Raw genomic sequence first — 14,949 nt, 5'->3', positions numbered from 1 at the left:
TCGCTGTGTCCCGGCGCCGGGGCAACTGACGGGCCTGCTGCCGGATCGCCCGCGGATGAGCTGTTACTGGACAACGTCGAACCCCTCCCCCGTCAATGCCACAAACCGGTCCTCAAGGCTGGCCTGTTCGGTCGCGAAACCGCGGACCCGGACCCCCGCCGCCACGAGGGCCGCCACCACGGCCTCCGGCTGCACGGTCTCCACGGACCGGGACGATCCTCCGTCTTCCCGGGCTGCCGCCCCTGGCGGAGCCACAGCCGGACCCGCAGCCGGAGCCCCAGGCAGTGACGCGAACAGGGCCGCGTCGGTCCCGGAGCCGGCGGCACCGGAACCAGCGGCACCGGGAGTATGGCCGTCGATGCCCAGGGTCGCGGTCAGGCCCAGGCCGGCCAGCACCTGCGCCGCGGTACCCGGATCCGGGGTCAACACGCGGATCCTTGCCTGGCCGGCCCCGCGCAGTTCCGCCAGGGTTCCCTGCGCCACAAGCCGGCCGGCGCTCATGATGGCCGCATGGGTGCAGATCTGCTCGACCTCGGCCAGCAAGTGGCTGGAGACGAACACCGTGGCGCCGTCGGCCGCGAGCGATCGCACCAGGCTCCGCACCTCACGGGTGCCCTGCGGATCCAGCCCGTTGGTGGGCTCGTCCAGCACCAGCAGTTCCCGCGGGGCGAGCAGTGCGTTGGCGATCCCCAGCCGCTGCTTCATCCCCAGCGAGTAGGCCCGGACCAGCTTGTCCGCGGCGTGCGTCAAACCCACCCGTTCCAGGGCTGACTGGACGCGGGCACGCCGCGTCGCGCCCGAACCATAAGGGTCCGCGGCGTCCATGCGGCGCAGATTGGCGGCGCCGGAGAGGAACGGGTAGAACGCCGGTCCTTCCACCAGCGCCCCGACCCGGGGCAGCACGTCATTGAGTTTGCCGGGCATCTCCTCGCCCAGCACGCGCATGGAGCCTCCGGTGGCCGTGGCCAAGCCGAGCAGGAGCCTGATGGTGGTGGTCTTCCCCGAACCGTTCGGGCCCAGGAAACCAAAGACCGCGCCTTTCGGCACGGCCAGGTCGACGCCGTCGACAGCCATCTGCTGGCCGAACCGTTTGGTCAGGCCCGTGGTCTCAATGCTCAGCTCGGCCGCCGGCCCGGCGGCGCTCACGCGGCCGTCACCGGATGGTCAGGGAGCAACCGTCGGCCACCGGATACCGCGCCGGACATCACTTCTGTGCGGCAGCGGCCTGGAGCCGCTCCAGTGGCACGGAGCCGGCGACGACCCGGCCGTCGTCGAGCACCAACACGTTCACCAGCGCGGTGGACAAAAGCCGGCCGCCCTGGACCGGGACGGTGGCCTGTTCGAGCAGGGCCGTGGCGTCCGACGCCGGGCCGGCCGTTCCCGCCGGGAACTCAACAACCGAGTCCCAGCCGGAGCCAGTGACGGCCGGCTTGCCGGCGCGGTCCTTGGCCGCCGGCGCCGTCGCGTTCCCGGCGTCGTTTCCGTGCTTGTGCTCCTTTACCGGAATCTCCTCGACCGTGGCACCCGGCGGCGGGGTGAATGTGAAGACCGACGCGTCGGGGGCCCCGAGGGTCAGGCTGGTGTAGGCGACGCGGAAGGCGGGATCCGACTGTCCGCGAGCCTTGATCTCGACGCCCAGTGGCAGACCGGTCTGGCCGTCAACGGCTACTGCGATGGACCCGACCAGCGTCGCATCGGACTTTGGTGTCAGCACCAGGTTGTAGGCGGGCCGGCCGGCTACCTGGACATCGGCTCCCACCGCCACGTCGGTGCCCGGTTCGATCTTGGCCAGTAGCATCGCGGCGAGCTGGTCGGGGGTGGCGGTGACGTCGCTGCCGGCGCTGTGACGGCCTGTGTCACCGGCGTCGTTGGCCGGGAGCTGGGCATGGGCGGCCGTGTTGTCCTTGGAGTTGTAGAACCACACGTCGTTGCCGTGGCGGATGGCGTTGCGTTCGGCCAGCCGGTCCATCACCTGGACGCGGGCGTTGTCCGTGCCGTCGCGATAAACCCGCGCGGTGTGCGGCCCCGTCAGCAGTTCGAGCCATGCCGTACCTGACGGGGCCGAACCGGCACCGGTCTTGCGCAGCTCGGGAAGCCCGAGCGCAGAAGACTGTTCCAGGGTTCCGGAGAGTGCGGGCTCGCGGTGCTGGGCAATCAACTGCAGCACCTGCTCCGGCGTCTTGGGCGGCAGGGGATCCCCGGCGCTGGCGGGCAGGGATCCGGCCAGCGCGCCGGCGGCAATAACGGCAGGAACGGCGGCAGCAGGCAGCCAGCGCAGCCACGTGCGCGTCATCGCGACCGCGCTCCGGAAAGAGATGTTCCAACTATCCGCGCCTGGGGAATGCGCGCTTCAGTGCAGCTCATAGGTCAACAGTACGCCTGGCCCCGGCGGCCCGGTTATCCTACTTCAGCACATTAATGGTCAGTTCCACGGCGCCCAGCAGGAACGCGAGCACGGAGGTGCCCAGGCCCGCCACGAGCAGCAGGCCGGGGTGGGCCAGGCCCACAACCACCCGCCTCAGCCGGGGCCTGTCCCGCAGGAACTTCTTGGGCACGGCGCCCGGTTCCGGCGTTTGTTTCCAGCCCCGGAGCCGCCGCAGGAACCAGGCGCAGCGAATGATGAAGGCCAGCCACAGTACGGAGACCACCAGTGGGATCGCGGCCAGCAGGAGGTTGAAGCCCACCGCGGTGACCTCGCGTTCGGACGCCCCGACGAGTGACTGAAGGGTGGTTGAGATCGAGGCGCTCATGACCACGGACACCCCCCACACGAGGAAGGCGGCGATCAGGGCCAGGAAGCGGACGAAGAAGTGGCCCAGGACCGTGTCCCGGCGCGGCTTCAGGTAGCGGCGCGGGGTGGCGTGCAGAAGGGCGATGCTTGCCAGCAGCGTCGGCAGGGCGGCGAGGCCAACCAGCACATACCAGGACCAGCCGGCCAGATCCAGGAACTCGTCGGCCACGATCAGCACCGCCCAGAACCCGGCCCACGCCCAGCCGGCGGTGAGCGGACGCCCCACGAACCACTCCGGCAGCCACGCGTCCGGGTCCGCGGGGGCGGGGGTCGCGTCAGCGGGGGTCGCGTCAGTCGCAGGCGCGGGGCTGCCGGGCGGCCGGGTGTCAGGCGCCGAGTTGCCCGCCGCGGGAACTCCGGCGCTCCCGGGCTCCCGGCCCTCGGAGCCGCGCACTTCGCTCATGGCCCCACTGTAGCGAGCCGGCCGACACCATGGTGCGGAGCCCGCCGCCGCCGGCGGCCCGGCGCGAAGTGGCCGGCGTCAGGGTGACGGCGTCAGGGTGCCGGCGGCGTTGACGGCGTCACGGTGCCGGCGGCGCCGTCGACCGTAATGCTGTGGCCCGTGGCGATCCTCGACGTCGCGTCGGGGACCCCCACCACTGCGGGGATCCCGTATTCCCGGGCGACGACGGCGCCGTGGGAGTTGGGCCCGCCCATTTCCATCACGAGGCCGCCGGCCGTCAGGAACAACGGCGTCCAGCCCGGATCGGTGGACGGCGCCACGAGGATCTCGCCCGGTTCCAGGTGCGCGCCCTGGGGGTCCAGGATCACCCGGGCCCGGGCCGTGATGGTGCCGGCCGAAGCCGGTGTGCCGGAGAGCCGCCCCGCGCCGCCGTCAGAACCCGCCGGACCCCTTCCGCCGGCTGTGGTCTGTATCGCAGTGATCTGCACCGCCTCGGGCTCGGTACCGTCCGAGAGCAGCACGCGGGGAATGTGCCGGCGCCCCAGTTCGGCCGCGTACGCCTCCCGGCGCCGTGCCACGAGCCCCTGCAGCGCGGCGCCGCCGAGCCCCCGGTGCGCGTCAGCCAGGTCGAGGAAGAAGATATCGTCCGCCGCATCGATGGCCCCGGCCGCGGCGAGTTCGGCCCCGACGGCTGCGAGCTGTTGCCGGACGGCGCCGAGCGCTTCCACGAGGTGGTACTTGGGCAGCTCACGCAGCCCGGCGAACATCCGGGTCCGCCGCAGCGCGGCGCGGGCGAGTGCACCGCGAAGGCGGCTGCGCTGCCCCGCCGCGGCCACCAGCCCGGCCACCTGCGCCTCCGCCTCGCGGGCCGCCTTGCCGAACTGCCGGTCCGGGGCGAGCGCAGGATCATCCATGCGCAGATAGTTGGCCAGGACCCCGAGGATGTGGGTCGGGTCATCAGACCAGCGGGGCATGCCGACGTCGATCTCCGCCACGGCCCGGTGGCCGTACCGGCCCAGGAAATCCCGCAGCCCGGATTGCACGACGCCGGGCAGGTCCCCCGCCCGGTAACGCCGGGCTATCTCGGGCAATGCGGCTTCCCCGAACACCGCCGCCGACGCCGGGTCGTGGCGGATGGCAGTTGCGAGCGACCACAGGTCCAGGTCCATTTCGGTGGTCACGTTGTTGGGCAGCCCCCGCAGGACTTCCTGCAGCGCCCCGTTCCCCTGTTTCCCGGCGAGTTTTCCGGCCACGGCCAGCAAGGCGAACCCCAACGCGGGCAACGGCAGGAGGGCGGGAACCACCGGAAAGACGTTCCGGCCGAGGATCCGCTCAACGTGGTCCAGGCGCTGCGCGGCCGTGGCGCCGGCGGGCACCGTGAGTGAGGCCCTGAGCTGTTCGCCCACCCGGTCTGCCCGGCGCAGCGCGTCCTCGGGCCGGATCAAGGCACGGATCAGCGTCTCCGGGACTCTCGCCCGCGCCGCCACCGGGGCGATGTGGCGCAGGAGCCGCCAGGGCGAGGTTGAGACGACGGAGAACCGGGGGTCGGCGAAAAGTTGGCGCAACACGACGGCCGAACGCGCCTCCATGACGTCAAACACGCGGGGGACGATGGCGCGCCCCGTCTGGCTCCGGAGCACCGGCGTGAGATCGAAGAAAATCCGCTGGCCGGCCTCCGCGTACGGCGCGGGCCCGTCACGGGGCACCGGCACCGGGAAATGCGCCGCCCCCGCAACCGAGGACGCAATCAGCCGGATGCCGGCGAGTCCCATCGGGGTGAGGGGCCGGGTCAGCCCCTGGGCCAGGCTGAAGCACAAATAGACCCGCGGCGTCGGCCCGGAGGGAGGCCGGTCCGGCATCGGATAGAGCGTGGTGATGGGCCTGGACTGCGTCAGCCACACGGCACCGTCCCGGCCGATGGCCCATTCGAGGTCCTGCGGCGAGCCGAAGTGCACCTCCGCGCGGCGGCCCAGGAGCTCCAGGGCTGCCAGTTGGGCGTCGTCCAGGCTGGGCGCCAGCCCGGCGTCCGGTTGCGCCACCCGCTCGGTGCCGCCGCCGGGCAGGGGACGGATGAGCAGGCCCTTGTCCCCAATTCGCCGCTCGAGGATCCGTCCCGTGGTGCCATCGAGCACGAAGTGGTCAGGGTTGACCGCCCCGGACACCACGGCCTCCCCCAGCCCCGGGCTGGCGTCGATGACGGCCTCGTGCCGCCGGCCGGTCACGGGATTGGCCGTGAACAGCACCCCGGCCACGGCCGCGTCCACCATGCGCTGGACCACCACGGCGAGGGACACCGCCGAGGGCTCAATCCCCTGCACCGCGCGGTAGGTCACCGCGCGGTCTGTCCACAGCGAGGCCCAGCACCGGCGGACGGCAGCCAGCACGGCATCCGCACCCACCACGTTCAGGAAAGTGTCCTGCTGGCCGGCGAAGCTGGCAAACGGCAGGTCTTCGGCGGTCGCGGAGGACCGCACGGCGACCGCCGTGTCGGTGCCCAGCGCCGCATAGGCGGCGCGCACGGCGGCGTCGATGCCGGCGGGGACATCGGCGTCGAGCACCAGCGCGCGGGCCTTCGCGGCAAGCGCAGCCAGCCCCGCCAGGTCGTCGGGGGCTGTTGCGGCGAGGGCGCGGTGCACGTCCGCCAGCGCCGGGGATGCCGTGGCGTCCAGATACGCCCTGGTGGCCAGGCAGAAGCCGGCGGGCACCGGTAGGCCGGCGCGTGCCAGTTCGCCCAGGTTCGCCGCCTTCCCGCCGACGGTGGCCAGCATGTCCGGGCCAAGGCGTTCAAGGGCCAGGACCGGCCCGCCCTCGGCAGGGTCCGGCGTCCCGGGGTGCTCCATCCGTTAACCGTCCTTCCGACGCCGGGCCCGTCGCCTTCTAGGAGTCGCCGAGCATCGGGCCGAAGCTGGCTCTGTCCGCCAGCCGCGGGTCGTCGCGGTCCGGCACCACCATGACCGGGCCCTTGGCGTGGTGGAGGACGCCGTCGGACGTGGAGCCCAGCAGCATCCCGGTGAATCCGCCGCGCCCTCGGGTGCCGACCACCACGAGCTCCACGTGCCGGCTGGCGTCGACGAGGATGTCGACGGGCGAGCCGTCGACGAGCTGCGTCTCCACCTGCAGGGCCGGGAAGTGGCTCCGCAGCCAGGCCACGCCGGCGTCGAGCTGTACCTTGATGTCGGCGAACAGTGCGTCGCGATCCATCGGGGTGGGCACCCATGCCAGCGAGCCGGTGTACTGCGGCACCGCGCACACCACGCGGAGCCGGGCGGAGAGCCGCTCGGCCTGCGCTGCGGCCTCCAGCACGGCGACGCGGGCCTGCTCGGAACCGTCGACACCGACGACCACGACGTTCTCCACCGGCTGGCTGCCCGACCTGGCACGTTCGGCGAGGACGTGCTTGTCGTCTGTGGTTTCGCCCAGGCGGTCCGCGCAGATCAGCGGCACGGTCACGGTGGGGCACTTCGAGTGGGCGGGCAGCGCGCTGCTGACGGAGCCGAGCAGCCGGCCCACGAAGCCACCGCGGCCGCGGGTGCCGAAGACCAGAAGCTCCGCGGTTTCGCTGATTTCCAGCAGCACGCCGGACGCGTCCCCGTTTTCGACGGACGCGTCGACGTCGATGTTGTAGAAGGCGATCTTGTCCATGGCGTGCTTGAGGATGGCTTCGGCGCCCTCGCGGATCACGGAGTCGTCCACCGTGGCGTAGCCGCCGTCGAGCCCGGAAGCGGCGAAGATCGGAACGGAATAGGCGGTCACGATGTGCAGCGGGCGGCGGCGGCGCTCCGCCTCGCGGGCCGCCCACACCAGGGCGCAGTGGCTGTGGTCCGAGCCGTCCACTCCCACGACGATTCCGCGGGGCGGCGCCGGCTCGCCACCGGTCTCCCATGCCGGGTCCGGATGCACCTGTTCACGGCCCATAGGGTCCGCCTCCTCGCGATTCTTGCCTGATGTTGCGGCTATTCTGCCAGAAGTACTGCCGCCCGGCGTCCACCGGCGAGGCGACCCGGAATCTGCGTGCAGGAACCCCTGATTTTCCTCACTATTCTCGGTTAATTGCGAACATTCAAGACGGCGGCACGGCGTCCCCGGCCGCCCGCGGCGGAAGGATTTACGCAGAGTTAACACGCCGTTTCCCGGCCCGGAAATTCAGGCTTTTGAGCCGGTTTCCGCTGGAGCGGGGGCACGGAAACCGCCGGAATCCGGCACCACAGCCAATGTCCTACCTCCCCTATCCACGGGCGGGAATCTTAGGTATCCTTCGAGGCATTGCTGAACCGAGACTGGTGTTCCAGAAAGCAGCCGCTGGGGCTGTGGAACCAGGCACGGGTTGGCGTCCGGGGTTTCCCCCGCGACTCGCACCATTTCAAGGAGGTACCCTGCAGTGTCGAGCATGCCTTTGTACGGCGGGATTGAGCGGACCACGGCCGTAGTCATCGGGACGGGGCTCTCCGGCCTGGCTGTGGCCAGCGAGCTCCAGCGCCGGGGCGTTGCGTCCATCATTGTGGACGGGCTCGACCTCCTGGGTGCCGGCCATCCGGCCAACACCTCCTCGCTTCAGCGCTGCGACGCGGCGGACGCCGCAAGCCTGAGGGAGCGCAACGAAATCCTGCGGCACCTGCGCAACTACGCCGCAAGCCACAAGCTCGACGTGCGGAACAACATCCGGGCCCTGCAGCTGGACCTCCTGGAGGCCGGCACGGACGGCTCACCCACCGAGAAGTGGGCCGTCCAGACCCCGGGCGGCGTCCTGCTGGCCGACCACCTTGTCCTGACCCGCTGCGCCCACAGCCAGCTGCGCCGCATGCTCTCGGAACTTGGCATGGCAGCCGGGCAGAACCTCATGGCGGCGATGCATGCCTTGGGAATGTACCTCGTGGGGGTGGGCGAGCTCATTACCCCGACGCCCAAGGAAGTCCTGCGCCAGGCCAAAGTGGTGGGACAGGCAATCTCCGCCAAGGTCCACCCGAACGGGATCCCCGCGCTGCTGCCCGGCGGCTTTGCCCTGGCCGCCCCCGCCTAGCAGCGCTTTGGCCGCGTTGCCGGAGTCGCGTCGGTTTGTTTCAGCCTTCGGTGTCGCCGCCATCGTCCGGTGTGAGGCGGCGTTTGGCCATCAGGCCCAGGGCCACCAGGATGCCGACCCCGACGGCGACGAAGACCATGACGCTCCAGGGAAACTGCTGCGACCCGGCTGGCGCAGGGGCAGGCGCCGGTGTGGTCCCCGGCTGGGCGGTGCCCATCGTGGGGACGCCGGCAGCCGCCGTCGTGCCTGCCGCAGCCGCCGTCGCGGTGAACGTGAAGCTGCCCTCGATCGGGTGGCCGTCGGAGCTGGCCACCCGCCAGTGCACGGTGTACGGCCCTGCGGGGGCGCCGGACTTCAGCTTCTGCGCAGCGACGTTGTCCACGATTTCCACGGGACCGTCCGACCAGTTGGCGCCGGTGGCGTCATTGACCAGGATCTGCGACCCCAGGGCGAGCGGATTGTGGTTGAACGTGACCGAGACCTGCTCCGGCGGTGCCGCGACGGTTGCCCCGGCAGCCGGGCTGGTGGACTCCGCGGTGTCGTGCGCCGCCGCCGGGCTCACTGCTCCCACCAGGACGGCCACAAGGACGACGGCGCCCAGCAGGGCGCTGCGAAGCTGGCGGATACGGCGCATGGGCAGGCTACTCCTAGTGTTGGCTTCCTTACAGACTAGGCGAAAACGCAGGGTTGGCCCTCGGGCGCCAAATAAGATATATGCAACACCCATCACTCCCGGAGGACTAATGCAAGACCTAATGCTCAAGCAGGGCTCGGCACTCGACCGGTATTTCAAGATATCCGAGCGGGGGTCGAACGTCTCGCGCGAGATCCGCGGAGGGTTCGCCACGTTCTTCGCCATGAGCTACATCGTGGTGCTGAATCCGCTGATCCTCTCCGGGCCGGACTCCTCGGGCGCCACGCTGGGCTTCCCCGCCGTCGCCGCCGTCACCGCGTTCGTGGCCGGCATCCTGACCATCCTCATGGGCGCGTGGGCCAAGCATCCCTTCGCCCTGGCCACCGGGCTCGGCGTCAACGCGTTCGTCGCCGTCACGGTGGCCACGAACCCCGGCCTGACCTGGCCGGACATGATGGGCCTGGTGATGCTCTCGGGCATCACCATGCTGATCCTGGTCCTCACCGGCTTCCGGACGGCCGTGTTCAAGGCCGTACCCGAGGGGCTGAAGACCGCGATCGTGGTGGGCATCGGCCTGTTCATCGCCCTGATCGGTCTCGTCAACGCGGGCTTCGTGCGCCGCGTCCCCGATGTCGCCGGCACCACCGTCCCGGTCGGCCTGGGCTTCGACGGCAAGCTCCTGGGCTGGCCGACCTTCGTGTTCGTCTTCGGCCTGATCCTGACCATCGCGCTGGTGGTCCGGAAGGTCAAGGGCGCCATCCTGATCGGCATCGTGGCCTCGACCATCCTGTCCGTGATCCTGGAATCCATCCTGCACATCGGGCCCAGCTTTGACGGCAAGACCCACAACCCGCAGGGCTGGTCCCTCGTGGCACCGCAGTTCTCCGAGTGGACGGCCCCGGACCTGTCCCTGATCGGCAAGGCCAACCCCTTCGGCGCCTTTGAACACCTCGGCTTCGTCGCGGCGACCCTGCTGGCGTTCGTGATCCTGCTCAGCATCTTCTTCGACGCCATGGGCACGATGGTGGGACTGGCCACCGAGGCCGGCACCATCGACAAGGACGGCAACATCCCCGACGTCGACCGCGTGCTGCAGGTGGACGCCCTGGGCGCGATCATCGGCGGCGGCGCCTCCGTCTCCTCGAACCAGATCTACGTCGAGTCCGGTGCCGGCATCGGCGAAGGCGCACGCACCGGCCTGGCCTCCGTCGTCACCGGCCTGCTGTTCCTCGTGGCGATGTTCTTCACCCCGCTGATCAACCTCGTGCCGTTCGAGGCCGTGGCCCCCGCCCTCGTGGTGGTCGGCTTCATGATGGTCTCCCAGGTGGGCAAGATCGACTGGCAGGACTGGGGCATCGCGATTCCGGCCTTCCTGACCTTCACCCTCATGCCGTTCACGTACTCGATCGCCAACGGCCTGGGCGCTGGCTTCATCAGCTTCGTGCTGATCCGCCTGTTCGAGGGCCGTGCCCGCGAGGTGCACCCGCTGATGTGGGCCGTGGCGTCCGCGTTCCTGCTCTTCTTCGCGATCGGCCCGATCGAGGCCGCCCTGGGGATCCACTAACGCAGCCCCGCCCGCGGTCACGCCCGCCGGGTGGGCCACGCCCACCCGGCGTGGCCCGCCCGGCGGCGTTTAAGCTCGGTTTCCGGGATTCCGGACAGTCCGACGGCGGTCCGGCTGGTTTTCCGGCCCGGGCTGCGGTGAGCTAGGGGCATGGTTTCTCCCGCGCTCCCCGTTGATGTCCCGCCCCAGCCCTGGACCGGCAGGTTCGACGGCGACGGCGACGAGCACCGGCGCTGGTGGCAGGCGGTGACCCCCTACGCTCCCGGCACGGTTCCGGCGGGTGTCCCTGCTGCGCGCCCCGCCGTCATCCTCGGCTTCGGCAGCGACGCCGGGGTGCGGCGGAACAAGGGCCGGACCGGCGCCGCGGCCGCCCCCGCCGCCATCCGGGCCGCGCTCGGCCCGCTCGCGTTCCACCTGACGCGGGCCGTGCACGACGCCGGCGACGTCACCGTGGCCGGGGACGCGCTCGAGGCAGGACAGGCACGCGCCGGGCTCGCGATCACCAGTCTGCTCGACGCCGGCGGGCTTCCCGTGGTGCTCGGCGGCGGACACGAGACCGCCTTTGCCAGCTATCTCGGCGTGGCCGGGTCGGCGGCCGTGCGCGAGGGCCTGAGCGTCGGCGTGCTGAATCTCGATGCGCACTTCGACCTCCGCGATGAGCCGGTGCCCAGCTCCGGCACGCCGTTCCTCCAGATGGCCCGCACCGAAGCAGCCGCCGGCCGCGAACTGCGCTACGCCGTCGTCGGGATTTCCGAGCCGAACAACACCCGCACGCTGTTCCGGACGGCAGACGAGCTCGGCGTGGATTACCTGCTGGACGAGGACTGCTCGGCGGACGCCGCGCACGCGTTTGTGGCAGCCTTCCTGGCACAGGTGGACGCGGTGTACCTGACCATCGACCTGGACGTGCTGCCGGCCTCCGTGGCCCCCGGGGTGAGCGCTCCCGCGGCCTTTGGTGTGCCGCTGCCGGTGATCAGCGCCGTGTGCCGCCAGGTGGCCGCGAGCGGGAAGCTCCTGCATCTGGATATCGCCGAGCTGAACCCGGAGTTCGACATCGACGGCCGCACCGCCAAAGTGGCCGCCCGGCTGGTCAATACGCTGCTGGGATAGGCGGGGCGGCGGGAACGGTCAGCCGCCGCCTCAGATAGGCGTTTTCGGCGCCTTGCCCTCGTCGCCATGTTGCTGCACAGCCTTCCGTTCGCGTAGCCGGTCCAGCCGGTTCATGACGGGAGCCGTTGTCGCCCCATGCAACACGATGGACATCCCCACCACCAGGCCGATGAACGCCCACAATTCCTCGGCCTGGGCTCCAAAGTCGCCGTTGCTGAGCGCGTATGCGAGATAGTAGAGCGAGCCGATGCCGCGGATGCCGAAAAAGGCGATGGCGATCCGTTCCCGCGGGCCGGTCTTACCCCGGGCGAGGCCGGTCCAGCCGGCCAGCGGACGGACGAGCAGCAGGAACGCCAGCGCCACCAGAACCTCCGCCCAGCCAATGCCGGCCAGCAGACCTCGTGCAATCGCGCCGCCCAGCAGCACCAGGATGACCACCGTCATGAGACGTTCGAGCTGCTCCACATAGGCGTGCATGACACGGTGAAACCCATGCGTGCGTTCAGCGGCCCGAATGGTCACGGCGCATACAAAGACGGCGATGAACCCGTAGCCTTCCAGCATTTCCGTCACCCCGTACGCGAGGAACGTCGCCGCCAGCGCCACGAAGCCCTCCGAGTGGTTGGACAGCCGGATGCTGTCGCGGGCGGAGAAGAACAGCTGGCTCAACGCTTTCCCGGCCAGCCAGCCGACGAGTAGCCCCATGCCGATCCGCCACAGGACATCGGTGAGGAACCAGGGCCAAAACCACTCGGACGGCGCCGACCCGGACAGGCTGATGGCGATGGCCAGGTAGACAAACGGAAAGGCCAGCCCGTCATTCAGGCCTGCCTCGGAGGTGAGGCCGAAACGGATCTCGTCTTCGCCACGCTCGGTTTCGTGCTCGTCGTCGGCGGGCTCGCCCACCTGCACTTCAGAGGCCAGCACCGGGTCGGTTGGGGCGAGCGCGGCTGCGACCAGCAGTGCCGCTCCGAGCCCCAGCCCCAGCGCCCAGAGCCCCAGCAGGGTCAGTGCAACAATGCAGACCGGCATGGCGATCCCCAGCATCCGCCAGGTGGTGGACCATTCGCGTCGTCCCACGGGACGGTCGAGTGCGAGGCCCGCGCCCATCAGGGAAATGATGACGCAGACTTCCGTCACGTGGGTGGTGAACTCCCCATATTGCAGGGGATCTGGCGCCGGCAGGCCGGGGATGAATGTGAAGGCGAGTATGCCGGCGGCCAGGAAGACCATCGGCATGGACAGCGGCGCGTTTCGCAGCAGCTTGGGCAGGAGTGCGGCGGCGAAAACGGCCATGCCTGCCGCGGCAAAAACGATGCTGGGAGCCTCAAACACTGCGTGGTCCTCCTGCCCGGGCCCGGATGCCCGGGGGATGAGTCGGGGCCCCGTCCCTGTGGAACGGCGCCCCTCACCCAACGATACGCGTGAACGCGTAAAACCCGGCCAGCCTAGCTGCGGCGGACCTGCACGCCGTCGGACTGCAGGAAAAGCTGCGTTTCCGACGGCCCCGCGGGGACCAGCCAGAGCACATTCCCGCTTACCGAGACCTCTTCGACCTCACCGGCCGCAATGACCTGTGCGTGCTTGACAATTTCGACGCGTTCGCCGACCCGGAGGCCGCTCCAGTCGGAAACCGTAGCTGCGGATGCTAGGCGCCTGGACAGTACCGTGCCGCGTGCTTTCATAGAACTCTTACCCCTTTGTATGTGTTCTTTGCCACAACTTCGTTGGTGTGGACTCTCCATTTGTACTACAGTTCCCGGGCCCCCGCCGTCCGTGTCGCCAAAGATTTCGGGGGCGCCGGGAATTGTTCAGCTGCCCTGCATTTTGTTTCTTCTCAGGCGAGATTTCCGACGGCGGATTCGGCCGCCGCCCGGACCTTGCCCGAGGCCACGAGGGCATCCGCCGCTTCGAGCTCCGGTGACAGGAACCTGTCGGTGCCCGGACCGTCGACGACGTCGCGCAGCGCGGCGATCACGGCCGCGCCCGCAGGTCCCGGCGTGAGTTCGCCGCCGGAGAGCTGGGTGCGGATGTCCAGCGCCCGGGCCGAGGTCACCAGTTCGATCGCCAGGACCCGGCGCAGGTTCTCCACCGCGCGGCGGAGCTTGCGGGCCGCGTGCCAGCCCATGGAGACGTGGTCCTCCTGCATCGCCGAGCTCGGGATCGAGTCCACCGACGCCGGGACGGCCAGCCGCTTGTTGTCCGAGACCAGGCCGGCCTGCGTGTACTGGGCGATCATGAGGCCGGAGTCGACGCCGGGGTCCGAGGCCAGGAAGGCGGGCAGCCCGTGCGAGCGGGCCGGGTCCAGCATCCGGTCGGTCCGGCGCTCGGCGATGGAGCTCAGGTCCGCGACGGCGATCGCCAGGAAGTCCAGCACGTAGGCCACCGGGGCGCCGTGGAAGTTGCCGTTGGAGCTGACCCGGCCGTCGGGCAGGACCACCGGGTTGTCGATCGCGGCGGCCAGTTCGCGGGAGGCGACCAGGGCGGCATGGTCCACGGTGTCGCGGACGGCGCCGGCCACCTGGGGTGCGCAGCGCAGCGAGTAGGCGTCCTGGACCTTGGTGTCGTTGATCCGGTGCGAGGCCACGATCGGGGAGTTGGACAGCACACGGAGCATGTTGTCCGCGGCGGCGGCCTGGCCCGGGTGCGGGCGCAGCGCCGCGTGCAGCTCCGGCAGGAACACCTGGTCGGTGCCGAGCAGCGCCTCGACGCTGAGCGCGGCGGTGATGTCCGCCGTCGTAAGCAGCTGGCGGATGTCCGCGATGGCCATCAGCAGCATGCCGAGCATGCCCTCGGTGCCGTTGACGAGGGCCAGGCCCTCCTTTTCGGCCAGCGTGACGGGTTCGATGCCGTGCGCGGCGAGGAGCTCGGCGACCGGGCGGGCATCCTTGCTCCCGTACAGCGTGCCGTCGGGGCCGGTCGCCTCACCTTCGCCCATCAGGACCAGGGCGCAGTGGGACAGCGGCGCGAGGTCGCCCGAGCAGCCGAGGGAGCCGAATTCGCGGACCACCGGGGTGATGCCGGCGTTGAGCACGTCCACCATGGTCTGCAGCACCACCGGGCGGACGCCGGTGCGGCCGGAGGCCAGGGTCTTGGCACGCAGGAACATGATGCCGCGGACCACTTCGCGTTCCACGGCCGGGCCCATGCCGGCGGCGTGGCTGCGGATTAGGGATTTCTGCAGCTGGGTGCGCAGCTCGTTGGGGATGTGCCGGTTGGCCAGCGCCCCGAAGCCGGTGGAGATCCCGTAGGCCGGGACCTCGCTGTGGGCGAGGTCGTCGATGTGGGCACGGACCTTGGCGACGGCGTCCAGGGCGTCCTGGGCGATGGTGACGTGGGCGTCGTGGCGGGCAACGGCCACGACGTCCTCGGGGGTGACACCGCTGGAGCCGAGGGTGACGGTGAGCGGTTCGTGGGTTGTAACAGTCAT

12 protein-coding genes are annotated in these 14,949 nt (G+C 70.3%); 3 read left to right on the top strand and 9 right to left on the bottom strand.

Annotated elements, in window-relative coordinates:
• Nucleotides 1–63: 63 nt before the first annotated feature.
• The 5 genes from AC1DRO_RS10265 to AC1DRO_RS10245 all read right to left on the bottom strand — a co-directional run bounded on the left by AC1DRO_RS10265 (nt 64) and on the right by AC1DRO_RS10245 (nt 7,109).
• Nucleotides 64–1,146 (bottom strand): ABC transporter ATP-binding protein, encoded by a 1,083-nt coding sequence (locus tag AC1DRO_RS10265; RefSeq protein WP_476950731.1) that lies wholly within the window; start codon nt 1,144–1,146, stop codon nt 64–66.
• A gap of 58 nt (nt 1,147–1,204) precedes the next feature.
• Nucleotides 1,205–2,293, bottom strand: a complete 1,089-nt coding sequence (locus AC1DRO_RS10260; RefSeq protein ID WP_476950730.1) for a LolA family protein — start codon at nt 2,291–2,293, stop codon at nt 1,205–1,207.
• Nucleotides 2,294–2,402: 109 nt separating this feature from the next.
• A complete protein-coding gene (locus AC1DRO_RS10255) occupies nt 2,403–3,194 on the bottom strand; it encodes a hypothetical protein (protein ID WP_476950729.1) in 792 nt (263 codons plus the stop codon).
• A 92-nt stretch (nt 3,195–3,286) separates the two neighbouring features.
• Entirely contained in the window at nt 3,287–6,034 is a 2,748-nt protein-coding gene (locus AC1DRO_RS10250; protein ID WP_476950728.1) for a PEP/pyruvate-binding domain-containing protein, read from the bottom strand.
• Nucleotides 6,035–6,071: 37 nt separating this feature from the next.
• Nucleotides 6,072–7,109, bottom strand: coding sequence for a universal stress protein (locus AC1DRO_RS10245; RefSeq protein ID WP_476950727.1), 1,038 nt, complete (start codon nt 7,107–7,109; stop codon nt 6,072–6,074).
• Between the two features lie 472 nt (nt 7,110–7,581).
• On the opposite strand from AC1DRO_RS10245, the gene AC1DRO_RS10240 reads away from it, so the two are divergent.
• The gene (locus AC1DRO_RS10240; RefSeq protein ID WP_043436212.1) at nt 7,582–8,211 is read left to right on the top strand and encodes an NAD(P)/FAD-dependent oxidoreductase; all 630 of its coding nucleotides are present in this window, start codon (nt 7,582–7,584) and stop codon (nt 8,209–8,211) included.
• Between the two features lie 40 nt (nt 8,212–8,251).
• Here the strand turns inward: AC1DRO_RS10240 and AC1DRO_RS10235 are convergent, their stop codons facing one another.
• A complete protein-coding gene (locus AC1DRO_RS10235; protein ID WP_476950726.1) occupies nt 8,252–8,845 on the bottom strand; it encodes a copper resistance CopC family protein in 594 nt (197 codons plus the stop codon).
• A gap of 121 nt (nt 8,846–8,966) precedes the next feature.
• On the opposite strand from AC1DRO_RS10235, the gene AC1DRO_RS10230 reads away from it, so the two are divergent.
• A complete protein-coding gene (locus tag AC1DRO_RS10230) occupies nt 8,967–10,409 on the top strand; it encodes an NCS2 family permease (RefSeq protein WP_028277143.1) in 1,443 nt (480 codons plus the stop codon).
• Between the two features lie 150 nt (nt 10,410–10,559).
• Complete coding sequence (gene hutG, locus AC1DRO_RS10225) at nt 10,560–11,519, top strand: formimidoylglutamase (protein WP_476950725.1); 960 nt, start codon at nt 10,560–10,562, stop codon at nt 11,517–11,519.
• 30 nt (nt 11,520–11,549) lie between these two features.
• Here hutG and AC1DRO_RS10220 read toward each other — a convergent pair whose 3' ends face one another.
• The 3 genes from AC1DRO_RS10220 to hutH all read right to left on the bottom strand — a co-directional run bounded on the left by AC1DRO_RS10220 (nt 11,550) and on the right by hutH (nt 14,949).
• Nucleotides 11,550–12,854: a cation:proton antiporter gene (locus tag AC1DRO_RS10220; protein WP_476950724.1), complete on the bottom strand. Its 1,305-nt coding sequence runs from the start codon at nt 12,852–12,854 to the stop codon at nt 11,550–11,552.
• Between the two features lie 113 nt (nt 12,855–12,967).
• Nucleotides 12,968–13,204, bottom strand: coding sequence for a hypothetical protein (locus AC1DRO_RS10215; protein WP_018774814.1), 237 nt, complete (start codon nt 13,202–13,204; stop codon nt 12,968–12,970).
• A 152-nt stretch (nt 13,205–13,356) separates the two neighbouring features.
• Complete coding sequence (gene hutH / locus AC1DRO_RS10210; protein WP_476950723.1) at nt 13,357–14,949, bottom strand: histidine ammonia-lyase; 1,593 nt, start codon at nt 14,947–14,949, stop codon at nt 13,357–13,359.

This window comes from Arthrobacter sp. P4_F11, from assembly GCF_056401395.1.
The sequence above is the reverse complement of the archived record's forward strand: the minus strand, read 5'-3'. Positions and strand labels throughout refer to the sequence as shown.

Bases quoted from the DNA above. Each gene is read 5' to 3' on its own strand.
- AC1DRO_RS10255 (WP_476950729.1), bottom strand. From the start codon at position 3,194: ATGAGCGAAGTGCGCGGCTCCGAGGGCCGGGAGCCCGGGAGCGCCGGA.
- hutH (WP_476950723.1), bottom strand. From the start codon at position 14,949: ATGACTGTTACAACCCACGAACCGCTCACCGTCACCCTCGGCTCCAGC.
- AC1DRO_RS10250 (WP_476950728.1), bottom strand. From the start codon at position 6,034: ATGGAGCACCCCGGGACGCCGGACCCTGCCGAGGGCGGGCCGGTCCTG.
- AC1DRO_RS10215 (WP_018774814.1), bottom strand. From the start codon at position 13,204: ATGAAAGCACGCGGCACGGTACTGTCCAGGCGCCTAGCATCCGCAGCT.
- hutG (WP_476950725.1), top strand. From the start codon at position 10,560: ATGGTTTCTCCCGCGCTCCCCGTTGATGTCCCGCCCCAGCCCTGGACC.
- AC1DRO_RS10230 (WP_028277143.1), top strand. From the start codon at position 8,967: ATGCTCAAGCAGGGCTCGGCACTCGACCGGTATTTCAAGATATCCGAG.
- AC1DRO_RS10235 (WP_476950726.1), bottom strand. From the start codon at position 8,845: ATGCGCCGTATCCGCCAGCTTCGCAGCGCCCTGCTGGGCGCCGTCGTC.
- AC1DRO_RS10240 (WP_043436212.1), top strand. From the start codon at position 7,582: ATGCCTTTGTACGGCGGGATTGAGCGGACCACGGCCGTAGTCATCGGG.
- AC1DRO_RS10245 (WP_476950727.1), bottom strand. From the start codon at position 7,109: ATGGGCCGTGAACAGGTGCATCCGGACCCGGCATGGGAGACCGGTGGC.
- AC1DRO_RS10260 (WP_476950730.1), bottom strand. From the start codon at position 2,293: ATGACGCGCACGTGGCTGCGCTGGCTGCCTGCTGCCGCCGTTCCTGCC.